Raw genomic sequence first — 24,730 nt, forward strand, 5'->3', positions numbered from 1 at the left:
CGTTCAGGCAGGGGAGTCGATGGCGAGCCCGAGGTCGCGCGCAGCGTCGAGCAGTCGGAGGTCGTAGGCCACGACGACATCCGCTTCGATACGGAGCGCGGTCGCGAGGTGCAGGGCGTCCAGGCTGCGGAGGGTCGGGCCGGGCAGAACACCCGCTTCGTGGAAGATCGAGCGCGACGGGTCGATGAGATCGATGCGGGTCAGAAGGTCGGAGACCGCCGATTGATCGAGTCCCAGCCTCCCCGCCAGACGACGAAGCTCCGTCTCGAGCAGGGCGCTCGACACGATCTCCGTGTTGCTGCGCACATCGTCGAGATAGGCGGTCAACGCCTCTGACTCCGCTTCGTCGACGAGCACCTTGGCGGCGGCCGACGTGTCGAGGTAAATCCTCATCCCTCGTCGCGCAGCGCCTCGAGTGCTGATGCCGTGCTCTCGGCCGCTCGGATGCGCGGGATCTCTCGGAAAGGTCGAGCGCTGCTCGCGCGGCGGATGCGAAGAGAGCCATCAGGAGCAGGGGGGCTGAGCAGAGCGACCACCTTGCCGTGGTTCGTGATCTCGAAGGTGCCCCCGGCCGCGACGGTGCGCAGGATCTCAGAGCTGCGATTGCGCAGATCGCGGTGTGCCAGTCGCTCAACCATCATGTCTCCTTAGGTGTAGCAATCGTAGCAGTTTGACTGCGATCGGCTTTAGGCGGCTACGCGCATCCAGACGATGCCGTGCGCCGGGATCACGAGGTCGCGCCGCAGGTCGATCGCGCCGCCGTCGATGAGGCTGAGCCCGCTCGACGGCAGTCCCGAGAGCGTGAGGGCCGTCACGGTCTGCGGCTCGTCGGCCACGTTGGCGAGGCACAGCACCCGCGTGCCGACGCCGGGCCGCTGATACCCGATGACGTGGGGGTTCTTGGCGTCGAAACCGATGAGGCGGTTGCCGGCGAACTCCGGCGTGGCGCGCCGCACGGCCAGCAGGTGCGTGAGGCGCGCGAAGAGCATCCCTGCCGCGGTCGTCGCGTCGTGGCGCTGCGCGTACCGCTCGGCGGGATACGGCGGCCGGTTGACCCAGCGGCTGTCGTCGCGGTGCGCGGGGTTCTCGAGGTAGCCGTAGTCGTTGAGCTGGCCGACCTCGTCGCCGAGGTACAGCAGCGGCACGCCACCGGTCGAGAGGGGGATGCTGTGGGCCAGCACGATGCGATCGATCGCCCCCGCATCGCCCGCTTCGAGCCCCGCGAGCGATGCCGTGGTGCCCGAGATGCGGCAGTCGCCCGTCTTCGGGTTGTCCTGGAAGGGCACACCGCGCGCGAAGGAGCCGGGGAACCGGTTCACGTAGAACGCGTTGAGGAACCGCCGGTGCTCGTAGCCGTCGATGCCGAGCTCGGCGGCGTCCTCGTCGGCGAAGGTCCATCCGATGTCGTCGTGGCTGCGCACGTAGTTGACCCACGCCGTGCCGGCGGGCAGCGCGTGACGGCGCTCGAGCGCCTGCTGCAGCAGGCGGCCGTCGCGCGTGGCGAGCGAGTTCCAGATGAGCGCCATCTGCAGCGGGTTGTAGCTGAGCTGGCACTCCTCGGGCGAGATGTACTGGATGACCTCGTCGGGGTGCACGATCGCCTCCGACTTGAACAGCACGGCGGGGGCGGCGATGCGCAGCGCGGCGTTGAACGCCTGGATCAGCAGGTGCGCCTCGGGCAGCGACTCGCAGGCGGTGCCGAGCTGCTTCCAGATGAAGGCCACGGCGTCCATGCGCAGGATGTCGACGCCGCGGTTGGCGAGGAAGAGCATCTCGCCCGCCATGGCGCGGAAGACGGCGGGGTTGGAGTAGTTGAGGTCCCACTGGAAGCTGTGGAAGGTCGCCCAGATCCACCGCCCGGTGCGCGAGCCGTCGGGGGAGTCGGGCATGGGCACGAACGAGCCCGGGTGGTCGTCGGGGAAGATCTCGCGCACCGTCCGCTCGTAGGCGTCGGGCATCTCGCGGTCGTCGAAGACCCAGTAGTAGTCCTCGAACTCGCGCTCGCCCGCCAGCGCGCGCTGCGCCCACTCGTGCTCGTTCGAGGTGTGGTTGAAGATGAAGTCGACGACGAGCGCGATGCCCGCCTCGCGCAGCTCTGCCGCGAGGGCGGTGAGCTGCGCCATATCGCCGAGCGCAGGGCTGACCTCGCGGTAGCTCGAGACCGCGTAGCCGCCGTCGCTGTTCTCCTCCGGTGCGAGGAAGAGCGGCATGAGGTGCAGGTAGGTCAGCCCGAGCTCCTGGAAGTAGGGGATGCGCGCGCGCACGCCCTCGAGGTCGGTCGCGTAGCGGTCGACGTAGATGACGCCGCCGAGCATCCGATTCGACTGGAACCAGTCGGCATCGGCCTCGCGGGCGGCGTCGAGGGCGCGCAGCTCGGGGGAGCGCTGCTGCCAGCTCGTCGCGAGCTGGGTCACGAGCAGCGCGAGCTCGCGCTCGGTGCGCTCGCTCTCGCCGTAGACGCGGCGGAACAGGGTCGTCAGGCGCGGCAGCTCGCGCTCGACCCTGCCGACCAGCACCGCCCAGTCGGCGTCGGTCGTGCTCGCGAGGCGGGCGGTGGCCAGGGTGTCGTGCAGTGCTCGCTCCATCGCGGGCATCCCTTCGCGCTCGGTCGTGCCGCCCGACTGTTGTCCATCTGGACAACGTGTGGCACGATGACGATATGTCGACCACGGTATTCGAACGCCAGCGGCCCGACGAGCGCGTCGTCGCGCAGTCCCTGGAGGGCTCGCGCCTGGAGGTCTTCTGGCTCGACGACCTGCCGACCCGCTCCGCGCAGCCGGCGCTCACCGCCACGGTGCACGCCGATCTCGCGGTCGTCGGCGGCGGCTACGCCGGGCTCTGGACGGCCCTGCTCGCCAAGCGCCGCGACCCGTCGACGCGCGTAGTGCTGCTCGAGGGCCGCCGCATCGGCTGGGCCGCCTCCGGACGCAACGGCGGCTTCGTCGAGGCGACGCTGACGCACGGGGCGAAGAACGGCGAGCAGCGGTTCCCCGACGAGCTCGCGACGCTCGACCGCCTCGGCATGCAGAACCTCGACGAGATCGAGGCGACCGTGCACGACGAGGGCTGGCGGTGCGACTTCGAGCGCGTCGGCTCGTTCGCCGTCGCCACCGAGCCGTACCAGGTGCGCGAGCTGGCCGAGGCGCACGACGGCGACACGGAGCGCTTCTACGACGCCGCCGCGATGCAGCGCGAGATCGCCTCACCGACCTACCAGGGCGGCCTGCTGTCGACGCGCGATACGGCGCTGGCCCACCCCGGCAAGCTCGCGAGCGAGCTGCTGCGGGCGTGCCTCGAGGCCGGCGTCGAGGTCTTCGAGCACTCGCCCGTGACCGGGCTGCGCGCCGAGACGGATGCCGTGCTGCTGTCGACGAAGCCCGGCGGCGTCGTGCGCGCCGAGCGCGTCGCACTCGCGACCAACGCCTTCCCGTCGCTGCTGAAGCGCTACCGCCTGCACACCGTGCCGGTGTACGACTACGTGCTCATGACCGAGCCGCTCACGACCGAGCAGCTCGCCTCGATCGGCTGGCAGGGGCGGCAGGGCGTCGCCGACACCGCCAACCAGTTCCACTACTACCGGCTCTCGGCCGACAACCGCATCCTCTGGGGCGGTTACGACGCGATCTACCACTACGGCGGGCGCATCCGGCCCGAGTACGACGATCGCCCCACCTCGTTCCAGAAGCTCGCGAGCCACTTCTTCACGACCTTCCCGCAGCTGGAGGGCCTGCGCTTCACGCACCGCTGGGCCGGCGTCATCGACACCTCGAGCAGGTTCTGCGCGTTCCACGCGACTGCACACAGCGGGCGCGTGGCCTACTCGGCGGGCTTCACCGGCCTCGGCGTCGCCGCGACGCGCTTCGCGGCGAACGTCATGCTCGACCAGCTCGCCGGGCTCGAGACCGAGCGCACCTCGCTGGCGATGGTGAACCAGATGCCGCTGCCGTTCCCGCCCGAGCCGGCGACCTTCCCCGCGGTGCAGTCGGTGCGCTGGGCACTCGACCGAGCCGACCACCGCGAAGGGCGCCGCAACCTCTTCCTGCGCACGCTCGACGCCGTGGGGCTAGGGTTCGACTCATGACCTCGCTGCCGCTCGACGCGCCCACGGTGCTGCAGGCCCTCACGCTCGAGCTCGAGCTCGAGCCCGTCGACGACGAGCAGGTCGTCGACGGCCAGCCCCACGTCGGCTCGCTCGCCCTCACCGAGGTCGACGACTGGGAGGTCGGCGTGTGGGAGCTCACCCCCGGCATCGTCACCGACGTCGAGGTCGAGGAGGTCTTCGTCGTGCTGCGCGGCCGGGCGATCCTTCGCCGCGAGGACGGCTCGGAGACCGAGCTGCTGCCCGGCTCGGTCGGCCGCCTCGAGGACGGCGAGGAGACCGAGTGGGAAGTGCTCGAGACGCTGCGGAAGATCTACATCGCCTGAGTCGCGGCGCGCCCCGAGCATCCCGCCCGATCGCCGCTACCAGGTGGAGTCGCCGCGGATGACGACGTCGCTGCCGCCGTCGACGAAGATCACCTGACCGCACAGGTGCGAGTTCGCCTCGCTCGTCAGAAAGACCAGCAGGTCGGCCACGACGCGCGCGTCGGCGATGCCGTTGAGCGGCATCGGCACCATCTCGAGCAGGCCCTTCGTCGCCTCCTCCGTCGCCGTCAGATCGGCCGTCATCGGCGTGCGGATGATGCCGGGGGCGACCGCATTGAGCGGGATGCTCGCCCCGGCCCACTCGGCGCTCGCAGCGTTCCGGCGGATCCACAGGGCCAGCGCGCGCTTCGTCGTGCCGTACACCTGGCCGCCCGCGCCCGCGTCGATGAGGTGCTGCGCCCGGTGCAGCGCGGCCGGCTCGTCATGCGCGAGGCACGCCTGCAGCAGCTCGTCGTCGACGGGGAACAGCGACGCCATCGACGCCGTCGCGACCGCGCGGGGCGCCGACGAGCCGGCCAGGAGCGGGCGCAGGCCCTCGAGCGTGGCGAGCGCGCCGAAGTAGTTGACCGCGACGGTCGCCGTCGACGGGCTCGACAGCCCCGCGTTGGCGATGACGGCGTCGAGGGTGCCGCCGCTGAGCTCGCGCGCCCGTGCGACGAGCGTCTCGCGGCCCTCATGCGTGGTGAGGTCGACCTCGATGTCGGCGTCGTGCAGGTCTGCGCCGATGACGCGGTGGCCCTGGTCGGTGAGCGCTCGCGCGGTCGCGGCGCCGATGCCGCTCGCCGAGCCCGTGACGAGGTAGGTGCGGGTCATGATGACTCCTTCGTGATCGGATCTGCGCTCAGCTTCGCACCGCCCGCGGGCGCCCGACCAGGGACCTTCGACCCGCTTAGCGCGGGCCTAGAATCGAGCCCATGCGCATCCACGTCGCCACCGATCACGCCGGTCTCGACTTCAGCCGCACGGTGCGCGAGCACGTCGCGAGCCTCGGGCACGAGGTGCACGACCACGGCCCCGCCGACTACGACCCGCTCGACGACTACCCGAGCTTCTGCATCAACGCCGCCCGCGCCGTCGTGCGCGACCTCGACGCCGGCGTCGAGGCGCTCGGCATCGTCTTCGGCGGCTCCGGCAACGGCGAGCAGATCGCGGCCAACAAGGTGCGCGGCGCCCGCGCGGCGCTCGTCTGGAGCGAGGCGACCGCGACCCTCGCCCGCGAGCACAACGACGCCAACGTCATGGCCATCGGCGCCCGCCAGCACTCGGTCGACGAGGTGCTGCGCTTCATCGAGGTCTTCCTCGCCACCCCGTTCCCCGGCGAGGAGCGCCACGCCCGCCGCATCGCCCAGCTCGCCGAGTACGAGACGACGGGCGGCATCGCCGGCCACGACATCGTCTGAGCCGTGCCCGAGGGTCACTCCGTCCACCGCATCGCGCGCCAGTTCGGCCGCGCGTTCGTCGGCGACCGGGTGCGCGCCTCCTCGCCGCAGGGCCGCTTCGCCGACGGCGCCGCGCTGCTGGACGGCCGGGTCATGACCGACGCGAAGGCGGTCGGCAAGCAGCTCTTCCTTGAGTTCGACGACGCGGTGTGGCTGCGGGTCCACCTCGGCATCTACGGCGCGTGGGACTTCGGCGGCGACGTGCACCGTGACGCGACGACGCGGGCGGCGCGCGGCCGCATGGGGCAGACGGGGATGCGCGGAGCATCCGATGACGACGACCCGGGCCCCACGACCGTCGTCGGCGCCCACGAGGAGTCGCTGTCGTCGATCGGCGCCCCCCGCCGCACCCGGCTGCGGATGGCCGAGGCCGAGGTCGAGAGCGAGCTCGACGACCTGGCGCTCGCGGGATTCCCGCCCGAGCCGGTCGGCGCCGTGCGCGTGCGCCTGCTCACCGAGCGCGCCGTCGCCGACCTGCGCGGCCCGACCGCGTGCGAGGTGCTCGACGCCGCCGGCGTGCAGCAGGTCATCGACAAGCTCGGGCCCGACCCGCTCGTCGACGACGCCGACGCGGGTGAGGAGCGCATGCTCGAGCGCATCCGTCGCCGCCGCGTGCCCATCGGGCTGCTGCTCATGGACCAGTCGGTCGTGAGCGGCATCGGCAACGTTTACCGAGCCGAGCTGCTGTTCCGCGCGCGCCTCGACCCGCACGCGCTCGGCGCGACCCTGCCGGAGGACGTGATCCGGGGCCTCTGGCGCGACTGGCGCTACCTGCTCGGCGTCGGTGTCGACACCGGCCAGATGCTCACCATGGACGGCCTCGACGAGGAGGCCCGCCGGCTCGCGCTGCGCAACCGCGCCGACCGGCACTGGGTCTACAAGCGCGAGGGCCTGCCGTGCCGGGTGTGCGGCACGCACATCGTCATGGAGCTCGCCGCCGCCCGCAAGCTCTACTACTGCCCCAGCTGCCAGGTGTAGAGGTCACGCATGCGCCACACGCCCCACTTCCTCATGACCGAGCCCGACGAGGTGCGCCGCCTCGTGCGCGAGCACCCGTGGGCGACGATCGTGTCGCACGTGCCCGAGCGGGGGCTCGTGGCGTCGCACTACCCGTTCCTGCTCGACGACGAGGCGTCGACGGGCGACGACATCGTGCTCGTCAGCCACGTGGGGCGCCCCGACGAGCAGCTGCACGAGCTCGGCGAGCACGAGGTGCTCGTGATCGTGCAGGGGCCGCACGGCTACATCTCGTCGTCGTGGTACGCCGAGGGCGACATCGTGCCGACGTGGAACCACGTCACCGCCCATCTGTACGGCACGCCCGAGATCCTGAGCGACGACGAGAACCTGCGGGTGCTCTCGCGGCTCACCGACCACTTCGAGCAGCACGTGGATGCTCCGCGCGGGCTGCACCTCGACCCCGAGTACAGTGCGCGCGTCGCGAAGGGCACGGTGGGCATCCGCCTGCGCGTGACCCGGTTCGACGCGCGCGCGAAGCTCAGCCAGAACAAGAAGCCCGAGGTCGTCGACCGCATCGTCGGCGAGCTCGAGGGCGACGGGGCCTACGCGAGCCCCGCTCTCGCCCGCGAAATGAGGAGACTGCATGATCCGCGCCATCCGTGACGCCCGCCCGCTGGGGGGCCACGCGCCGATCGACGTGACGATCGGTGACGGCGTCATCACGGGCATCCACCCGGCCGGCACGATCGCGCCGGGTGACGGCGTCGTCGACCTCGAGGGCCGCTGGCTGCTGCCGGGCCTGTGGGACGAGCACGTGCACCTCACGCAGTGGGCGCAGCACCGCCGCCGGGTCGACCTCTCGACGGCGTCGAGCGCGCGCGAGGCCGCCGATCGGGTGGCGGATGCCGCTGCCGTGGCTGCGCCGGGCGAGACGATCGTCGGCGCCGGGTTCCGCGACGGCCTGTGGCCCGATGCGCCCACCGCCGCCCTGCTCGACGCTGCCGCCCCGGAGCACCCGGTGGTGCTCGTGAGCGCCGACGTGCACTGCGCCTGGCTGAACACGAGCGCCCTCTCGCGCTACGGCGCCGACGTCGCGCCGGCCGAGCTCGAGGCCGCGCGCGCCTCCGGGCTGCTGCGCGAGGAGGCCGCCTTCGCGGTCACGCGCCAGCTCGACGGTGCTCCCGACGAGGTGCTCGATGCGTGGGTCGCCGAGGCGGCGCGCGAGGCCGCGGCGCGCGGCGTGGTCGGCGTCGTCGACCTCGAGATGCGCTGGAATCTCGACGACTGGCGCCGCCGCGTCGCAGGCGGCTTCGACGCCCTGCGCGTGGAGTTCGGCGTCTACCCGCAGCACCTCGACCGCGCGATCGAGCAGGGGCTGCGCTCGGGCGCGGTCGTGAGCGACACGGTGTCGGTCGGCCCGCTCAAGGTCATCACCGACGGCTCGCTCAACACGCGCACCGCTTACTGCTGCGACCCGTACCCGGATGAGACCGAGCACCCGTACGGGCTGCTCACGGTGCCGCCGTGCGAACTGCACCCGCTGCTGGCCCGCGCCTCGGAGGCCGGGTTCGAGCTCGCGGTGCACGCGATCGGCGACGGCGCGAACAAGGTCGCGCTCGACGTCTTCCAGAAGCTCGGCCGCGGCGGCCGCATCGAGCACGCTCAGCTGCTGCACGACTCCGACCTTGCGCGCTTCGCGGCGCTCGGTGTGACGGCGAGCGTGCAGCCGGAGCACGCGATGGACGACCGCGACGTTGCCGAGCGCTACTGGCCGGGCCGCACCCGCCGCGCCTTCGCGCTGCGCTCGCTGCTCGACGCCGGCGCGCGCATCGTGCTCGGCTCCGACGCTCCCGTCGCGCCGCTCGACCCGTGGGTGGCGATCGCGGCAGCGACCTCGCGCTCGCGCGACGGCCGCGAGCCGTTCCACGGCGAGCAGGCGATCACGCCCGCGGAGGCGCTCGCCGCCTCCACCCGCACGCTCGTCGCGGTCGGCGAGCGCGCCGACCTGGTGGCGGTCGAGTCCGACCCGCTGACGGCGTCGGGGGATGCCCTGCGCGCGATGCCCGTCGCCCTCACGCTGCTCGGCGGCCGTGTGACGCACGCCGCGCTGCCGCAGCTCGCGCGCTCCTAGCGCTCGCTGCGCACGCGGAAGGGCCGCGCACCGTTCGGTGCGCGGCCCTTCGCGATGGTACGAGGCGTCGGATGCCCGGCTCAGGCCTCCGCGATGTGCGAGAACAGGAACCAGCGGTCCTTCTCGAGGTCGGCGGTGATGGCGATAGCGAGATCCTGGCTCACGGGGTCGATCTCCTCGAGGCCCTCGATCGCGGCGCGCAGGCTGACGAGCGCGGCGTCGATGCAGGCGATGACGTCGGCGATGAAGTCCTCGCTGCGGGCGAAGCCTTCGCGCACCTGCGGCACGCTGGTCTTCTTGGCGATCGTGCGGGTGCGGGCGTCGAGCGGCAGCCCGAGCGAGACGATGCGCTCGGCGGCGGTGTCGCCGTATTCGCGAGCGTGGTCGACGAGGGTGTCGAGCAGCTCGTGCACGCCGATGAAGTTGGGCCCGCGCACGTGCCAGTGGGCCTGCTTGCCTTCGAGCGCGAGCGCGTTGAGGTCGACGACGACGGGGGAGAGGTACTGGGCGACGCCCGAGACCATGTCGGGGTCGGTGGTCGCTTCGGGGGCCGAGGTCACGTCGGTCATGGCGTGGTCCTTTCGCTTCGTCGGTCGGTGGGGTCGGCGCGCTCGTGGGCACCGCCTCCACGCTAGGCCGGTGGCTCCGCTCGTGGAGCGGACTCCCACGCGGCTCCCAGGTGACGAGCTGGATCAGCGCAGGTCGCGGATGCGGCGCACGAGGGCCCGGGCATCCTGCAGTCGGCGCTCGTACCGGGCGGCGATCGCGACGACGGCGATGCCGGCGAGCCCCAGCCACAGCCACCACTCGACGCTCTCGCCGATCGTGCGCAGCAGCGGCCAGCTCTGCACGACGAGGTGCACGAGCAGGACGCTGCCGCCGATGAGCACGGGCGCGCGCAGCCGACGCACGACGCCGCCGACGAAGGCGGCGGTCGCGACGATGCCGAGCGCGACGACGCGCCACAGCTCGGGGTCGCGCTCGACGGCGAGCAGCGAGGGCACGAGCAGGGCGATGAGCCCGGGCCCGAGCCAGCGGCCGCTGCGGGTGTGGTCGTCGCGCTCGAGCGCGAGCGTGCCGATCGCGAGCAGGGCCAGGGCGAGCGGCAGGCTGAGCAGCTCGACGGGGTCGACGATGCCCGCGATGCCGAGCGCGCCCGCCGCGAGCGCGGCGAGCCCCACGCCGCCCGCGGTCACGATCCACGCCTCGCGGCTGCGTGCCGCGAACCACGCTCCGAGACCGACGTCTGCGAGCACGACGACGAGCAGCACGGCGCGCACTTGCTCGTCGGTGCCGACCGGTGACCCCACGAGCGCGGTGGTCTGCGCGATGGTGAGGGCGGCGAGGGTGGCCAGCGTCGCTCCCGCGACCGCGAGCGCGCTGCCCGGCAGGCGCTCGAGGTTCGCGCGCCGGTGTGCGGCGAGCAGGGCGAGCCCACCCGCGACCACCGCCGCGACCGCGCCGCGCAGCAGCGGCTGGTCGCCACTCGCGAGCGCGATCGGCACGCCCGCGAGCACGAGTCCTCCGCCGACGAGCGCGGATGCTCCGCGCGCCCCGCGGCCCGACCGAGCGATCCACGCCGCGAGCAGCAGCAGCGCCCCGGCCACGGGCAGCGCGAAGGGCTCGGGTTCGCGCACCGCCTCGCGCACGAGCTGCGCCCACAGGGCCGCGACGCCGAGCGCCAGCGCGACCCAGCCGAGGCGCCGACGCCGCGACCCGGAGCCCACGAGCCCGTCGCGACTGACGGCGATGAGCAGCACGGCCACGGCCGCAGCTAGTAGCACGAGCGGCAGCAGCGGGTTCGGCACCGTGCCGAACCCGGGGTCGCTGAGCCCCGCACCGACGGCGGAGGCCACGACGAGCAGGAGCGTGACCCCGACTCCGGCATCCGCGGCGCGACGGAGCGCACCCGGCGACGGGGCCGTCGGGGCCGTCGGGGCCGTCGGGCGCAGTGCCGCGGTGAGGGAGGCGCCGGCGACGGCGACGAGCGCGAGCGCCGGGACCACCTCGCCGGTGCCGCGGGGCAGTCTGTCAGCGGCGGAGAGCGAGGAGAGGGCGAGCAGCACCGCCGCAGGCCCGAGGAGCGTCGCGGCGAGGAGCGCCTCGACCCGCCGATCGTCGGAGCCCGCCGACACCGCCCGGTCGCTCCGTCGAGCGCGGAGCACGACCGCGACCAGGGCGATCAGGGCGAGTGCACTCGCGATGACCTGCGCGATGGCCCCCGCGGTGCGCGCGGCGGCGTCGATCGGCACGGCGTCGGGCATCCCTCCACCGAGCGCTGCCACGCCCAGCGTGCCCGCGACGAGCGCCACGGCGGACGCCGCCCGGCGTTCCTGGGGCACGAGCGCGCCGAGGGCGGAGACGAGCACGACGAGCGCCGCGAGAGCGACCACGAGCGAGCCGATCGAGACCGACACCGCCGCCGCGGCGAGGTCGGCGTGCGCGGGCCAGGCGCTGGCGATGACGATGCCCCCGCCGAGCGCCACGGCGACGGCGCGCACGGGGCGGCGCGCCGGGAGCGCGCGGCAGACAGCGATCGTGATGAGCGCCACGGCGACGCCGATGATCCACGCACCGGCGACCGCCGGAGCCACGAGCAGCGAGAGCACGGCGCCCCCGACGGCGACCGGGGACAGGCCGGCGACGAGCGCGCGACGATCGTCGCGCCCCGGCAGGTGCACCACGCGATGGAGGGCGACCGCGGCGAGCAGGGCGAGCGTGCTGGAGGCGGCCACGACCGCCCACCACGTCTCGAGCAGCGGTACGGCGATCACCAGCAGGGCGCCGAGCAGCGGTGCCAGGCCGCGCGCTCGCTCGCGGAGGCGGCCTCGAGCGGCCCAGCCGGCCGCGAGCACGCCCGCCGCGAGGGCGAGCGCGGCGATCGCGATGACGACGCCCGGCTCAGGCTGCACGATCGTGCTGTCGACCCCGATCGCGAACGGCGTGGTGCTCGCGAGGGCGGCCTCCAGGGGGGCGCCGAGCGCCACGACCCCGGCCACCCCTCCCGCGATCGCCGCGAGCGCCGCGGCGGTGAGCAGCGCCGCACGCAGCGCGCCCGCGCGCACGATCGGAGCACCGACCGTGCGACCGGCCAGGGCCTCGCTGCTCGCGCTGCGGGGCTCCAGCACGACGACGAGCAGCACGGCGAGCAGCAGGGGCACCGCGAGCGCCACCGACGGCTCCTCCCACCGGGCGGAGCCCAGCAGGGAGCCGAGCACGGCGACGACGACAGCGAGGCCCGCGACGATCGCCGCGAGCACCCGATGCACGCGTGCGGTGGCGGGCACGACGCGCGCGTGCACGGGCAGATCCTCCTGCGGCACGGTCGTGTCATCCTCGGCCGCACGACCGAGCACGACGACGTGCAGCGCGAGGGTGACGGCGAGCACGGCCGCGAGCAGCACCGTCGGTGCCGCGGCGGAGCCGAGCGCCGCCGTGAGAGTGCCCAGCCCGATGATCGCGAGCAACCCGGCGACGGCGGTCGCGACGGCCGCGACGACGAGCGCCAGCCCGGGTCGCTGCGGGCGGCGCAGGAGCGGGTGGGCCGCAGCGACGGCGATCGCCGCCGCTGCTCCGAGGGCGGTGCTCGCCGCCGGCACGAAGGTCGAGCCCATCGCGGCGTCGAGCGACGTCGTGGCGTCGCCGACCAGCAGCGCGGTGCCCAGCGGCGCGAGCGCAACGGCGGCGAGCGCCGGGCCGCCCAGGCGCCCCCAGCGCGACCATGCGCCGCACACGACGCCGATGACGGCGAGCGCGACGCCCCAGTAGGCCGACTCGCTCGGCGCGCCGAGCCCCGCGGCGTCGCTCGCTCGGAGCGCCCAGGCGTCGAGCACGAGCACGAGCGTGCCGAGCAGCGCCACGCCCTCCGCTGTCGCCGTGAGGCCGCGCCGCGCGAGCATGGCTGCGGCGGCGAGGGTCGCGGCGGTGCCCGCGGCGATGATCGTGAAGCGCACGCCCTCGCCGAACGTGACGAAGGCGTAGACCACGCCGAAGATCGCGAACACCGCCAGCAAGCTGATGCCCACCACTGTGAGGGCGACCTGCACCCCCGATCGGCCCGAGCGCGAGGCGACGGGGGCCGCGACTATGGGCGGCGCGAGAGCGGGCGCGAGCGCGGGATCGGTCGTCGTCGCGGCGGCGGGCTGCCCGGAGGGAGCCGAGTCGGTACTCGCCGTCGCGGCCGAGGCCGCGGTCGCTGCCGTGGTCTCTCGGCGGATGCGGCCGATGAGGGCGACGCGGGCATCCAGAAGATCGGCGGCGCGCTGCGAGACCTCGGCGAGCTCGATCGCGGCCGCGTGCGTGAGGTCGAGCGCGCAGCGCGGGCAGCGGGCGTCGCGCAGCGGTGCCTGGCACGCGGGGCACATCGAGGTGGAGCGCAGCTCGGCGGGGGAGCGCGGGAAGACGACGCGACCGGCCCATCGCACGTCGAGGTCGCGCCGCTCGCGGTCGGCGTCGACGGGCGACGAGGCGGGCTCCGCGGGCTGGGGGGTGGCGGCGCTCGGGGGCACGGGCGGGGCGGCACTCATGCGGTCAACCTAGTGGCGCGGCACCACCCGGCCGCGGTGCCCGGCGCAGGGGCTGTGAATCGCCGCGCCGCGCAAAGCCTGGGGAGGAGCATCCGCCGCGGCAGACTGTGCCCATGCCCCCCGCGACCGCCGACGAGTTCGCGGCCGTCTACTCCCGCTACCTGCCGGCCGTGAGCGCCTACCTCGCGCGCCGCGTCGAGCGCGACGCCGTCGACGACCTCGCCGCCGACGTGTTCGCGATCGCCTGGCGCAAGCGGGCCGCCGTGACCGAGGGCGAAGAGCTGCCGTGGCTGTACCGCATCGCCAGCTACCTCGTCGCCAACCACCGGCGTCGCGCCGCCTCGCGGCTCAGCGCGCTCGCAATCCTCGCCGCGCCCGACTCCGCCCCGAGCACGGAGGACATCGTGCTCGGCGACCTCGCCCTCGCCCGGGCGTGGGAGGAGCTGCGCCCCCGCGACCGCGAGGTGCTCGCCCTCGCCGTGCTCGAAGACATCCCGGTGAGCGCGATCGCCGTCGCCCTCGCGATCACGCCCAACGCCGTGAGCGTGCGCCTGCATCGGGCGAAGAAGGCGCTCGCCGAGGCGCTCGAGCGCGCGCAGGCGCGCGATGCCGACGAGACGCCGGGGGATGCCCGGGGCGGCACAGCGGGCTGATCGCGACCGCGCGCGAAAGATACGACCCCGGCTCGACATAGACCGGGTATGAACAGCACTCCGCACGACGACGTCGAGGCCCGGCTGCGCCGCGCCGTGGCCGGGGGCGAGAACGCCCCGGCCCTGTCCGAGTCCCTCGTGACCGAGGCGCCCACGCGCCGCGCCCCCCGCCTCATCAACCACGGTCGTGTGCTGCGGGCCTCCGGTGCGTCGGTCGCCGCGGTCGCCGCCGTCACGGCGGGCGCGCTCGTCGTCGCCCAGCCGTGGCAGACCCGAGCGCCGCTGTTCACCGCGGCGGGCGCGACCGAGCAGGCGACGCTCGGCGCCGCCGCCGAGTCGTCCGACCTCCGCATCGGCGTGTGGAAGCAGTACGAGTACGTCGCCGGTGACGGCCTCGGCTCCAGCGGCGGCTCGGGCGGCGTCTACGCCCTCGAGCGCCGCGGCACGCCGGAAGGCACGCTCGCCGAGCTCGCCGACGTCTTCGGGCTCACCGGCGACGCCGAGCGCTCCAGCTACTACGACGACGCGTACCCCTCGTACGTCGTCGGCCCGGAGGACGGCACGGCACCCGCGCTCACGATCACCTGGGCCGGCACCGCGAGCTGGTGGTACAACGACCCCGCCGCGAGCGGCTGGTGGTCGTGCAGCGCCCCCGGTTCGACCGGCGAGGAGCCCGCCGACGGCTCGGCGGAGGCCCCCGCCGACCAGCCGATCACCGAGCAGTGCGAGCCCGAGCAGCCCGCCGACGGCGTCATGCCGAGCGAGGATGAGGCGCGCGGCCAGGCCGCCGACCTGCTCGCCGCCACCGGACTCGACGTCGAGGCATCGAGCATCCGCGTAACCGCCGACGATTGGCAGACGGTCGCGAGCGCGAACCTCGTCGTCGACGGCGTCACCACCGCGCTCGACTGGTCGATCGCGTGGGGCCCGACGGGCGAGATCGCGTGGGCCTACGGCCACGCGGTCGAGGTCGTCGACCGAGGCGACTTCGGCACCGTCTCGGAGCGCGACGCGGTTTCCCGCCTCGCCGACGGCCGCTGGTTCGGCGCCGCCGGCCCCGATTACCAGGGCGGCATGGTCGGCATCGCCGAGATGGCGCGCGACGGCGCGGTCACGAGCGAGGGGATGCCCGAGGGCGGCGTCGACGGATCCGCCGGCACTGAGGGCGGTGCGATCGAGCCGCAGCCCGCGCCGGTCGAGCCCGTCGACCCGCAGCAGCCGAGCGCGCCCGAGCAGCCCGCCGAGCCTGCGCCTATCGACCCGGCGCCGACCGACCCTGCGCCCGTGGACCCCACGGAGCCGGCCGAGCCGAGCGAGCCGCCGGTCGACCCGAGCCCGATCGACCCGAGCGAGCCCATCGTCGAGCCCACGCCGGAACCGCTGCCGACGCCCGAGGTCGAGGTCGTGACGCTCGACGAGGCCGAGGCGACGCTGCTGCTCATGTGGGACTCGGAGGGGAACGCCTGGCTCGTCCCCGGCTACGCCTACCCGATGGAGGAGGGCTGGTGGAGCTCGGTCGTCTCCCTCGTCGAGGGCGTCATCGCCCTGCCCGAGCCGATCGACTACCGCATCGAGCCGATGCCCCTGCCCGCGGAGGAGTAAGCGCCGCACGCACCACCGTTTCGGGCACACACTGCGCCGCCGAGCGTGTGCTGTGCCGTGAACCGTGTGGTGTGCGGGCCCTGGCTCGCGTCGAGCCCGAGCGCAGTCGGCGTCGGCCGGGGCCTGGGCGTTCGATCCGCTGCAACGGGGCGATCGCCGCAGGAGTGGCGGCCAACCCACTAGTACAGAGGGGATGACGGGAATCGAACCCGCACCATCAGTTTGGAAGACTGAGGCTCTACCATTGAGCTACATCCCCACGAGGCCGTTCCGGCCGCGTGCGGGTGCCAGCGTATCGCATCGGCTCGGCCGCCCCGGCGGGCCCGGCGGCGCGCGCCCGGGCCTCGGCTAGACTTGCCGAGGCCGTTTTGCGTTCGACCTCGCGTCTTCCGCCCAACTGGTCGATGGTCGCCAGTCATCGGGGCGTAGCTCAGCTTGGCTAGAGCGCCCGCTTTGGGAGCGGGAGGCCGCAGGTTCAAATCCTGTCGCCCCGACCAGACCCACCAGCCCCAGAACCTTCAGGAGAAACCCCAATTGGTCCAGTCCACGGTTGAGAAGCTCAGCGCCACGCGGGTCAAGATCGCCATCACGGTGACGCCCGACGAGCTCAAGCCCAGCATCCAGCACGCGTACAAGCACATCGCCGAGTCGGTGAACATCCCGGGCTTCCGCAAGGGCAAGGTGCCGCCGCCCATCATCGACCAGCGCGTCGGCCGCGGCGAGGTCATCAACCACGCCGTCAGCGAGGGTCTGGACACGTTCTTCCGCGACGCGGTGCAGCAGAACAAGCTGCGCACGCTCGGCCGCCCCTCGGCCGACGTGACCGAGTGGCCGAGCGAGAAGGACTTCTCCGGCGACCTCAAGGTCGAGATCGAGGTGGATGTCCGCCCCGAGTTCGAGATCCCCGCCTACGAGGGCATCGAGCTCACCGTCGACGCCGCCGAGGTGACCGACGAGGAGGTGCAGGCCGAGCTCGAGAACCTGCGCAGCCGCTTCGGCACGCTCGTCACCGTCGACCGCCCCGCCAAGAGCGGCGACTTCGTGCAGGTCGACCTCGTCGCCACCGTCGGCGGCACCACGGTCGACACGGCCAACTCGATCTCCTACGAGGTCGGCTCCGGCCAGCTCATCGAGGGCATCGACGAGGCGCTCGACTCGCTCAGCGCGGGTGAGACGACCACGTTCGAGTCGGTGCTGCTCGGCGGCGACCACGAGGGCGAGACCGCGCAGATCGAGGTCACGCTGCAGTCGGTGAAGGAGCGCGAGCTGCCCGAGGCCGACGACGAGTTCGCGCAGATCGCCAGCCAGTTCGACACGATCGGCGAGCTGACCGACGACATCCGCGAGCAGGTCAAGCGCCAGAAGGCCTTCGGCCAGGGCGCGCAGGCCCGCGACCTGCTGCTGGAGAAGCTGCTCGAGCAGGTCGAGATCCCCGTGCCGGAGGCGCTCGTCGAGACCGAGGTGCACCGTCACCTCGAGAACGAGAACCGCCTCGAGGACGACGTGCACCGCGCCGAGGTCACCGAGTCGACGCAGAAGACGTTCGTCAACCAGATCTTCCTCGACGCGCTCGCCGAGAAGGAGGAGGTGAAAGTGAGCCAGCAGGAGCTCACCCAGTACCTCATCCAGGGCGCCGCGCAGTACAACATGGAGCCGGGCGAGTTCATCAAGATCCTCGACCAGAACGGCCAGATCCCCCAGATGGTCGGCGAGGTCGCCCGCTCGAAGGCGCTCTCGATCGCCCTCAGCAAGGCGAAGGTCGTCGACAGCAAGGGCGAGACCGTCGACCTGTCGGCGTTTACGGCCGCCGCGACGGCGCCTGTCGCCGAGTCGGTCGTCGTCGACGACGAGGGCGACGACCACGACCACGAGGGCCACGACCACTAGTCGATCCGCCGTCGCACGACGGGCCCGGAGCGTTCGCGCTCCGGGCCCGTTCGCGTGAGCGAGGGAGCGCGAGACCGCCCCGCGCCGCCCCTCAGAGCCGCAGGCCGAGGATGAGCCCGCCGTCGTCCTCGACGGCGACCTCCGCGAATCCGAGATGCCGGTAGAACGCGATCGCTCGGGCGTTGTCGGCGTCGACCCCGAGGTGCAGGCCGCTGATGCCGCGCTGCCGCAGCCGGTCGACGAGCCGCTCGATGAGCATCCGCCCGATGCCCTGCCCCTGCGCGCGCGGCAGCAGGTTGACGTGCAGATGCGCCGGGAACACCTCGGTGATCGCCGCCGGCGTGACCTCGGGGCGGTGGATGCTGCGCACGAGCGCCTCGTCGGCCTCGCGCCGCGCGACCCCGAGCGGATACCGCTCGCGCAGCCCCGGCCACCACCGCTGCTCGCACCACGCCTCGAAGTCGGAGGTCGACCCCACCCCGACGAGGTACCCGGCCACGCCCCGCTCGTCGTCGACGACGTCGCACAGCGCCGGGTCGAACGTCGCCTGCGGCCCGACCCACAGGTGGCCGAGCAGGTCGGGGTCGTCGTGATCGGCGCTCGCGTCGTCGCCCGCGCGCCCGGTCAGCAAACACGCGCGGTACAGGGCGGGCAGATCGGCGGCGATCGGAGCTCGGAAGCGCACCATGCCGCCACGGTAGCCCGGCGGGCCGCACGCCGCGCATTGCCGGGTATCGCGCGCAGGAGTAGCGTGCGAGCAGTCCTGCACCGCCCTCGCCCCACCCCTCGAGAGGCCCCTCGTGAACGCTCGCATCATCGCCCCGACCCTCCTCGCACTGCTCGCGGCGCCGCTCCTCGCGGGATGCGCCGCCGACGTCGACACGAGCGGAGCGGTGCGCGTCGATCAGCCGACCTCGGTGACGGCCGACGAGCTGGCGACCGCCGCCGAGGGCGTCGTCGCCGAGCAGGGGTTCGACGTCGACATCGACTGCGGCACCGACGACGTTCCGCTCGAGGTCGGCACCGCGGTCGAGTGCGCCGGGTTCGACGAGGCGAGCGAGACCTCCGGCACGTACACGGTCACGATCACGAGCGTCGACGGCGCCGACTACGGCATCGAGGTCGTCGGCAGCGCGGCGCAGCCGAGCGACCCGGCCGCGCCGGAACCCGCCCTGGAGTCGGCCGCCGCGTTCACCGAGCTCGTGGCCAGCCTCGTCACCGACCAGACCGGCGAGGAGGCGACCGTCGACTGCGGCACTGCCGACATCGAGATCTTCGAGGGTCAGGAGGTGCGCTGCAGCTACGAGACCGCCTCGTACATGGGGGTGCTCATCGCCACCGTGACCCTGTTCGACGGCTCGTACTACGAGATCTCCGTCGCCGACGAGTAGCCCTCGCGACACCTGCTCTGCCCACGGCGAACACGGCCGGGCGGGCGGTTCAGCTTCTGTAGATTCGACTCACGAGACGAACAGGAGCTCATCCCCATGGCCGAACCGGCAATGCCCAACAGCGTTTTCGACCGACTCCTCAAAGACCGCATCATCTGGCTCGGGTCGGAGGTGCGCGACGAGAACGCCAATGAGATCGCGGCGAAGCTGCTGCTGCTCGCGGCGGAGGACCCCGAGAAGGACATCTACCTCTACATCAACAGCCCGGGCGGCTCGATCACGGCGGGCATGGCGATCTACGACACGATGCAGTTCGTGCCGAACGACATCGTCACGGTCGGCATCGGCATGGCCGCCTCGATGGGGCAGCTGCTGCTGACGGCCGGCACGAAGGGCAAGCGCTACATCACGCCGAACGCGCGCGTGCTGCTGCACCAGCCGCACGGCGGCTTCGGCGGCACGGCGAGCGACATCCAGACGCAGGCCGCGCTCATCACCGACATGAAGCACCGCCTCGCCGCGATCACCGCCGAGGCGACGGGCAAGACCGTCGAGCAGATCAACGCGGACGGCGACCGCGACCGCTGGTTCAACGCCGACGAGGCGCTCGAGTACGGCTTCGTCGACCACATCCGCGCCTCGGCCTCCGACGTGGTCGGCGGCGGCGGCACCGAGCACAGCTGATCGCGCGAGACGAGAAGAGAGAGACATGGAGACCCCGAACCTCGGCGGCACCCCGCTCGCGATGCCGAGCAGCCGCTACATCCTCCCCAGCTTCGAGGAGCGCACGGCCTACGGCTACAAGCGTCAGGATCCGTACGCGAAGCTCTTCGAGGACCGCATCATCTTCCTCGGCGTGCAGGTCGACGACGCGAGCGCCGATGACGTCATGGCCCAGCTGCTCGTGCTCGAGTCGCAGGATCCCGATCGCGACATCGTCATGTACATCAACAGCCCCGGCGGCTCGTTCACGGCGATGACCGCGATCTACGACACGATGCAGTACATCCGCCCGCAGATCCAGACGGTCGTGCTCGGCCAGGCGGCGTCGGCCGCGGCGGTGCTGCTGGCCGCCGGCACGCCCGGCAAGCGCCTCGCGCTGCCGAACGCGCGCGTGCTCATTCACCAGCCGGCGACCGGTGACGCGGGTCGCGGCCAGGCGAGCGACATCGAGATCCAGGCGAAGGAGATCGCGCGCCTGCGCGAGTGGCTCGAGGTGACGCTCTCGAAGCACTCCAACCGCACCGTCGAGCAGGTCAACAAGGACATCGACCGCGACAAGATCCTCATCGCGGAGGAGGCCCTGGAGTACGGCCTCATCGACCAGGTGCTCACGAGCCGCAAGACGCTGCCGGCGCTCACCGCGAGCTGACGTCACCGGCGCCGACGCGCGAACGACCGCGGGCCCCGCATCCGACTACCGGATGCGGGGCCCGCGTCGTTCTCGCCCGCTCAGTCGCCGGCGGGTCGGCGTCGATTCGCGAGCACGATGGTCGTCGCGACGGCGGCCGCGGCGAGGATGCCCCCACCGATCCACGCGACGGCACCGAGCACCGCCGCACCCTCATCGCCGGCCGCGCCCGTCGCGGGCTCCTCGCCGGAGCCGGAGCCGGAGCCCGCCGTCGCCTCACCGCTCGCCTCGCCGCCGCATGCCGGCTGCTCGGTCGAGCCTTCGCTCACGACGGCGTCGCCCGTCGGCGCGTAGGTGAAGGCGTAGGTGTCCGACAGCGTGTGGCCGTCGCTCGAGACGTACTGGAAGGTCATCGAGTACTCGCCGGCCTCACCGAGCGCGGCGGGAGCCGACATCGTCGGCCCCTCCACCTCGACGCAGCCGTCGCCGTAGTACCGCCCCTCGGCGTCGGTGACGACGATCGCGAAGGCGCTGCCGTTGCCGTCGAGCTCGAGCAGCGGGTTGTTGGCCGTCACCGTCCACGCCGCGGGCAGCTCGGTGATCGTCGCGCCGTCAGCGGGCGTGGAGTCGACGACGTAGTCGTGCGCCGCCGCGGGCGAGGCGAGGCCGACCGCGAGCGCGACGCCCGCGAGGGCGCCGAGCCCGGCGACGGCGCGCCGCGAGCGGGTCACGCCGGCGGTCACGAGGTCGCGCCCTTCCGGCGGACGAGCGCCAGGGTGAGCGCCGCGGTGCCGGCGACGAGGCCGAGCGCGCCGAGGATGCGTGCGACGAGGTCATCGCCCGGCGCGGCCGCCACGGCGGTGCTCGACGAGGCGAGCTCGGTCGAGCCCTCGTCGCCGTGCTCTGCCGCACCGTCGGCGTGCGCGTCAGCGGCGCCGTGCTCGTCGGCCGCGACGGCGTCGGTGAGGGTCACGCTGGGCGCATCCTCACCGGCCCACGTCGCCGTGCCGACCTCGCACGTCTGGGTCGTCGGGAACTCGATGCGCTCGCCCGCCTCGCCCTCCGGCAGGGTGAGCTGCAGCTCGAAGGTGTCGCGGTAGCCGTCCTGCAGGGGGGCGTCGATCGCGGTGTAGACGACCTGGCCGACGCGCTCGGTGAGCGTCTCGTACTCGGTCTCGATCGGCTCGTCGAGGGGCACCATGACCTTCTCGACGGTCCAGAGCGGGTTGATGGTCGGCGTCACGGCGGGGATCGCCTCGGGGATGTCGATCGTGACGACGCGCGTCGGCGAGCCCTCGCAGCCGTGCGGCACCGAGAAGGTGACGACGGCGCGGCCACCGGGAGCGGTCGAGTCGCTCGACGCGCCCACGTGGGCGAGGGCCGCGGTCGGCGCGGCGAGCGCGAGGGCGGTGCCGCCGGCGAGGGCGAGTGCGGCGAGCCAAGCGCGGTCCGCGCGCATGGTGCTGGTGCGGAAAGCGGTCATGGTCGTGCTCCTTGCTGAGAGTGCGCACGGGCATCGTCGGATGCCGGCTGGTGCGCGGTGAGAGAGGGGTCGCGGGATGCTCAGCGCGCGACGCGCGCGAGCCCCAGCACGGGCGGCCCGCGCCGACCCGACCCGCCGAGCACGACCACGACGAGGGCGAGGGGGTGCTCGACGGCGCCGAGCGGCGCGCGAGCGGGGGAGCGGAGCGCGGTCGCGGCGACCGGCTCCACGAGTCGCGTGAGCGCGAGCTCAAGCGCCTCGAGCGCAGCCGCGATCGCGGCGGCGCCGCGGCGCAGCAGCATGAACGACACGATCGCCGCGAGCGCGTGGTGCGCGCCCATGAGGGCCGGCGCGGCTGCGTCGAGGGGGATGCCCGTGGCCGCGATCGCGGCGGAGGGCGCGGCGTGCGCGGCGTGCCCCGCGTGGCCGGCCACGGCATCCGCGGAGGCTGCGGCCGCACCGCCGCCTGCCGGCGCCAGCAGCGTGAACGCCGCGTGCTGCACGAGCTGGTCGAGGGCGACGAGGCCGGCGAGGCCGAGGCGCGAGAGCGCGCCGCTGCGCAGGGCCGAGAGCGCCGCCATGCCCAGGAATCCGGAGACGAGCCCCGCGACGACGAGCGCCGTGAGGTGCGGGGGTGCGCCACCGGCGAGGGTGTGCGCGCTCGCGGCGACGACCGTGACGATGAGGGCGACGATCCACGCCGCGGCGACGCGCGAGCGGCGGGCGGCCAGGTCGGCGTGCATGGTCATCGTCCTTCCAGGGTACGCCCGCGAGCGCGGGGTCGAGCTGTGTTCGGAGCGGCCCCGCCGAACGGTGGCTGAGAAGCCGTCGCGACCCGGCCGGAGGCTTGCTCGACACCCCGAGTCGCGGCGTGTCACGAACGTCGGTGCGGCGGGCTAGGCTCGGGGGCAACCAGGGAGGAGGGCGCTCATGGCCCGCATCGGAGAAAGCGCCGACCTGCTCAAGTGCTCGTTCTGCGGCAAGAGCCAGAAGCAGGTCCAGCAGCTCATCGCCGGCCCCGGCGTCTACATCTGCGACGAGTGCGTCGAGCTCTGCAACGAGATCATCGAGGAGCGCCTGGCCGAGTCGAACGAGCAGGCCTCCGCCGAGTTCGAGCTGCCGAAGCCGAAGGAGATCTTCTCCTTCCTGGAGGAGTACGTCATCGGGCAGGAGCCCGCGAAGCGCGCCCTCTCGGTCGCCGTCTACAACCACTACAAGCGCATCCGCGCCCGCCAGACCCTCACCGCGGCCGAGCAGCTCGCCGACGACGTCGAGATCGCCAAGAGCAACATCCTGCTCATCGGCCCGACCGGCTGCGGCAAGACCTACCTCGCCCAGACGCTCGCGAAGCGCCTCAACGTGCCCTTCGCCGTCGCCGACGCGACCGCCCTCACCGAGGCCGGCTACGTCGGCGAGGATGTCGAGAACATCCTCCTCAAGCTCATCCAGGCCGCTGACTACGACGTCAAGCGCGCCGAGACCGGCATCATCTACATCGACGAGGTCGACAAGATCGCCCGCAAGGCCGAGAACCCGTCGATCACGCGCGACGTCTCGGGTGAGGGCGTGCAGCAGGCGCTGCTGAAGATCCTCGAGGGCACCGTGGCGAGCGTGCCGCCGCAGGGCGGGCGCAAGCACCCCCACCAGGAGTTCATCCAGATCGACACGACGAACGTGCTGTTCATCGTCGCCGGCGCCTTCGCCGGCCTGGAGGACATCATCAGCCAGCGCGCCGGCAAGCGCGGCATCGGCTTCGGCGCCCCGCTGCACGACAAGAGTCTGGAGAAGAACCTCTTCAGCGAGGTGCTGCCGGAGGACCTGCACAAGTTCGGCCTCATCCCCGAGTTCATCGGCCGCCTCCCGGTCGTCACGACCGTGTCGCCGCTCGACCGCGAGGCGCTCATCGACATCCTCACGACGCCGCGCAACGCGCTCGTGAAGCAGTACCAGCGCATGTTCGAGCTCGACGGCGTCGAGCTCGACTTCGAGCCCGACGCGCTCGACGCGATCGCCGACCTCGCCGTACTGCGCCAGACCGGTGCGCGCGGCCTCCGGGCGATCCTCGAAGAGGTGCTCGGCCCGATCATGTTCGAGGTGCCGTCGAACGATCAGGTCGCGCGCGTCGTCGTCACCCGCGAGGCCGTGCTCGAGAACGCCGCGCCGACGATCGTGCCGCGCCGGCCGGTGCGGCGCGAGAAGAGCGCGTAGCCGCCTTAGGCCGCTTTCGCCCCGCGCGGGCAGTCGCTCGCCGCGCGCGTGCGCACTCGATTCACGGGGATGCCCGGTCTACGCTGACGCCATGATCGAGCCCCAGCGCGACCGCCTGCGATCCCTGCCCGACTTCCCCGCCGAGCTGCCGACCTTCGACCCCGAGTCGGCGCCCGCCGACCCGCAGCAGCTCTTCGTCGCATGGCTCGACGACGCTCTCGCCCACGGCGTGCTACAGCCGCACGCGTGCACGCTGTCGACCGCCGGCCCGACCGGGCACGTGACCGCGCGCACGCTCATCCTGAAAGACCTCGTCGACGGCCTCTGGGTCTTCGCTGGCGCCCGCTCCACCCGCAAGGGCGTCGACCTCGCCGCGAACCCCTCCGCCGCGCTCACCTTCTACTGGCCGACCCGGGGCCGACAGGTGCGCGTCACCGGTGAGGTCGAGGAGCTGCCGAGCGAGGTCGCCGCCGCCGACTGGCGCGCCCGCCCGGCGACGACGGGCGACACGAACCCCGACTGGGCGGCGTGGGCGCTCACGCCGACCGAGATCGAGTTCTGGCAGGCGCGGCACGACCGCGACCACGTGCGCCACTGGTACCGCTTCGGCGGCTGACCCCCCCTGCGGTGCGCGCTGCGCCGCGCCGCTCGCCTCGCCGCACCGCCGTTCCCTT

Annotated in this window: 24 protein-coding genes and 2 tRNA genes; 15 read left to right on the forward strand and 11 right to left on the reverse strand. The window is 73.0% G+C overall.

Going from position 1 to position 24,730, the window contains the following annotated elements; translation table 11 throughout:
- Positions 1–3: 3 nt before the first annotated feature.
- From ID804_RS04740 to ID804_RS04750, 3 genes are read right to left on the reverse strand one after another with little or no spacing between them, the layout of a single operon-like run.
- Positions 4–393, reverse strand: coding sequence for a type II toxin-antitoxin system VapC family toxin (locus tag ID804_RS04740; RefSeq protein WP_169077852.1), 390 nt, complete (start codon positions 391–393; stop codon positions 4–6).
- Positions 390–641 (reverse strand): type II toxin-antitoxin system Phd/YefM family antitoxin, encoded by a 252-nt coding sequence (locus tag ID804_RS04745; RefSeq protein ID WP_188219161.1) that lies wholly within the window; start codon positions 639–641, stop codon positions 390–392. Before ID804_RS04745 ends, ID804_RS04740 begins: the two co-directional genes overlap by 4 nt.
- Positions 642–686: 45 nt before the next feature.
- Positions 687–2,585, reverse strand: a complete 1,899-nt coding sequence (locus ID804_RS04750; RefSeq protein WP_223158984.1) for an alpha-amylase family protein — start codon at positions 2,583–2,585, stop codon at positions 687–689.
- A gap of 74 nt (positions 2,586–2,659) precedes the next feature.
- On the opposite strand from ID804_RS04750, the gene ID804_RS04755 reads away from it, so the two are divergent.
- Both ID804_RS04755 and ID804_RS04760 read left to right on the forward strand, forming a co-directional pair.
- A complete protein-coding gene (locus tag ID804_RS04755) occupies positions 2,660–4,081 on the forward strand; it encodes an NAD(P)/FAD-dependent oxidoreductase (RefSeq protein ID WP_169077855.1) in 1,422 nt (473 codons plus the stop codon).
- Positions 4,078–4,425 carry a cupin domain-containing protein gene (locus tag ID804_RS04760; RefSeq protein WP_169077856.1) on the forward strand — a complete coding sequence of 116 codons (348 nt, stop codon included), beginning with the start codon at positions 4,078–4,080 and terminating at the stop codon, positions 4,423–4,425. Before ID804_RS04755 ends, ID804_RS04760 begins: the two co-directional genes overlap by 4 nt.
- Positions 4,426–4,461: 36 nt before the next feature.
- On the opposite strand, the gene ID804_RS04765 is transcribed toward ID804_RS04760, so the two are convergent.
- The gene (locus ID804_RS04765; RefSeq protein ID WP_169077857.1) at positions 4,462–5,238 is read right to left on the reverse strand and encodes an SDR family oxidoreductase; all 777 of its coding nucleotides are present in this window, start codon (positions 5,236–5,238) and stop codon (positions 4,462–4,464) included.
- 101 nt (positions 5,239–5,339) lie between these two features.
- Here ID804_RS04765 and ID804_RS04770 point away from each other — a divergent pair, with 101 nt between their 5' ends.
- Genes ID804_RS04770 through ID804_RS04785 form a run of 4 tightly spaced genes read left to right on the forward strand, consistent with a single transcriptional unit; the run spans position 5,340 to position 8,955 of the window.
- Positions 5,340–5,825: a ribose-5-phosphate isomerase gene (locus ID804_RS04770; protein WP_169077858.1), complete on the forward strand. Its 486-nt coding sequence runs from the start codon at positions 5,340–5,342 to the stop codon at positions 5,823–5,825.
- A gap of 3 nt (positions 5,826–5,828) precedes the next feature.
- The gene (locus ID804_RS04775) at positions 5,829–6,842 is read left to right on the forward strand and encodes an Fpg/Nei family DNA glycosylase (protein WP_169077859.1); all 1,014 of its coding nucleotides are present in this window, start codon (positions 5,829–5,831) and stop codon (positions 6,840–6,842) included.
- Positions 6,843–6,851: 9 nt separating this feature from the next.
- Positions 6,852–7,487 (forward strand): FMN-binding negative transcriptional regulator, encoded by a 636-nt coding sequence (locus tag ID804_RS04780; protein ID WP_169077860.1) that lies wholly within the window; start codon positions 6,852–6,854, stop codon positions 7,485–7,487.
- Positions 7,468–8,955, forward strand: a complete 1,488-nt coding sequence (locus ID804_RS04785) for an amidohydrolase (RefSeq protein ID WP_169077861.1) — start codon at positions 7,468–7,470, stop codon at positions 8,953–8,955. The genes ID804_RS04780 and ID804_RS04785 overlap by 20 nt, the downstream gene beginning before the upstream one ends.
- 80 nt (positions 8,956–9,035) lie before the next feature.
- On the opposite strand, the gene ID804_RS04790 is transcribed toward ID804_RS04785, so the two are convergent.
- Positions 9,036–9,524 (reverse strand): Dps family protein, encoded by a 489-nt coding sequence (locus tag ID804_RS04790; RefSeq protein WP_169077862.1) that lies wholly within the window; start codon positions 9,522–9,524, stop codon positions 9,036–9,038.
- Between the two features lie 123 nt (positions 9,525–9,647).
- Complete coding sequence (locus tag ID804_RS04795; RefSeq protein ID WP_169077863.1) at positions 9,648–13,481, reverse strand: SCO7613 C-terminal domain-containing membrane protein; 3,834 nt, start codon at positions 13,479–13,481, stop codon at positions 9,648–9,650.
- 113 nt (positions 13,482–13,594) lie between these two features.
- Here ID804_RS04795 and ID804_RS04800 point away from each other — a divergent pair, with 113 nt between their 5' ends.
- Both ID804_RS04800 and ID804_RS04805 read left to right on the forward strand, forming a co-directional pair.
- Positions 13,595–14,134, forward strand: coding sequence for an RNA polymerase sigma factor (locus ID804_RS04800; RefSeq protein WP_169077864.1), 540 nt, complete (start codon positions 13,595–13,597; stop codon positions 14,132–14,134).
- Between the two features lie 48 nt (positions 14,135–14,182).
- Complete coding sequence (locus tag ID804_RS04805) at positions 14,183–15,736, forward strand: hypothetical protein (protein WP_169077865.1); 1,554 nt, start codon at positions 14,183–14,185, stop codon at positions 15,734–15,736.
- A 188-nt stretch (positions 15,737–15,924) separates the two neighbouring features.
- Here the strand turns inward: ID804_RS04805 and ID804_RS04810 are convergent.
- Positions 15,925–15,995, reverse strand: a tRNA-Gly gene (locus tag ID804_RS04810).
- A 160-nt stretch (positions 15,996–16,155) separates the two neighbouring features.
- On the opposite strand from ID804_RS04810, the gene ID804_RS04815 reads away from it, so the two are divergent.
- Both ID804_RS04815 and tig read left to right on the forward strand, forming a co-directional pair.
- Positions 16,156–16,233, forward strand: a tRNA-Pro gene (locus ID804_RS04815).
- A gap of 37 nt (positions 16,234–16,270) precedes the next feature.
- Positions 16,271–17,623 carry a trigger factor gene (tig, locus tag ID804_RS04820; protein ID WP_169077866.1) on the forward strand — a complete coding sequence of 451 codons (1,353 nt, stop codon included), beginning with the start codon at positions 16,271–16,273 and terminating at the stop codon, positions 17,621–17,623.
- A 91-nt stretch (positions 17,624–17,714) separates the two neighbouring features.
- On the opposite strand, the gene ID804_RS04825 is transcribed toward tig, so the two are convergent.
- Entirely contained in the window at positions 17,715–18,311 is a 597-nt protein-coding gene (locus ID804_RS04825; RefSeq protein ID WP_169077867.1) for a GNAT family N-acetyltransferase, read from the reverse strand.
- A gap of 112 nt (positions 18,312–18,423) precedes the next feature.
- Between ID804_RS04825 and ID804_RS04830 the strand changes: the two genes are divergently transcribed.
- From ID804_RS04830 to ID804_RS04840, 3 genes are all read left to right on the forward strand, one after another.
- Positions 18,424–19,014, forward strand: coding sequence for a hypothetical protein (locus tag ID804_RS04830; protein ID WP_169077868.1), 591 nt, complete (start codon positions 18,424–18,426; stop codon positions 19,012–19,014).
- Positions 19,015–19,110: 96 nt separating this feature from the next.
- Positions 19,111–19,698, forward strand: coding sequence for an ATP-dependent Clp protease proteolytic subunit (locus tag ID804_RS04835; protein WP_169077869.1), 588 nt, complete (start codon positions 19,111–19,113; stop codon positions 19,696–19,698).
- 25 nt (positions 19,699–19,723) lie between these two features.
- Entirely contained in the window at positions 19,724–20,386 is a 663-nt protein-coding gene (locus tag ID804_RS04840; RefSeq protein WP_169077870.1) for an ATP-dependent Clp protease proteolytic subunit, read from the forward strand.
- 80 nt (positions 20,387–20,466) lie between these two features.
- On the opposite strand, the gene ID804_RS04845 is transcribed toward ID804_RS04840, so the two are convergent.
- The 3 genes from ID804_RS04845 to ID804_RS04855 form a co-directional block, all read right to left on the reverse strand.
- Positions 20,467–21,108 carry a copper resistance CopC family protein gene (locus ID804_RS04845; protein ID WP_169077871.1) on the reverse strand — a complete coding sequence of 214 codons (642 nt, stop codon included), beginning with the start codon at positions 21,106–21,108 and terminating at the stop codon, positions 20,467–20,469.
- The gene (locus tag ID804_RS04850) at positions 21,105–21,848 is read right to left on the reverse strand and encodes a YcnI family copper-binding membrane protein (protein WP_169077872.1); all 744 of its coding nucleotides are present in this window, start codon (positions 21,846–21,848) and stop codon (positions 21,105–21,107) included. Before ID804_RS04850 ends, ID804_RS04845 begins: the two co-directional genes overlap by 4 nt.
- Positions 21,849–21,928: 80 nt before the next feature.
- Positions 21,929–22,597 (reverse strand): hypothetical protein, encoded by a 669-nt coding sequence (locus ID804_RS04855; RefSeq protein WP_169077873.1) that lies wholly within the window; start codon positions 22,595–22,597, stop codon positions 21,929–21,931.
- Positions 22,598–22,778: 181 nt separating this feature from the next.
- Here ID804_RS04855 and clpX point away from each other — a divergent pair, with 181 nt between their 5' ends.
- Positions 22,779–24,056 (forward strand): ATP-dependent Clp protease ATP-binding subunit ClpX, encoded by a 1,278-nt coding sequence (clpX, locus tag ID804_RS04860; protein WP_169077874.1) that lies wholly within the window; start codon positions 22,779–22,781, stop codon positions 24,054–24,056.
- A gap of 91 nt (positions 24,057–24,147) precedes the next feature.
- Positions 24,148–24,672: a pyridoxine/pyridoxamine 5'-phosphate oxidase gene (locus tag ID804_RS04865; RefSeq protein ID WP_169077875.1), complete on the forward strand. Its 525-nt coding sequence runs from the start codon at positions 24,148–24,150 to the stop codon at positions 24,670–24,672.
- Positions 24,673–24,730: the final 58 nt, after the last annotated feature.

The organism is Microcella alkalica (genome assembly GCF_014595885.1).
GTDB lineage: Bacteria > Actinomycetota > Actinomycetes > Actinomycetales > Microbacteriaceae > Microcella > Microcella alkaliphila_B.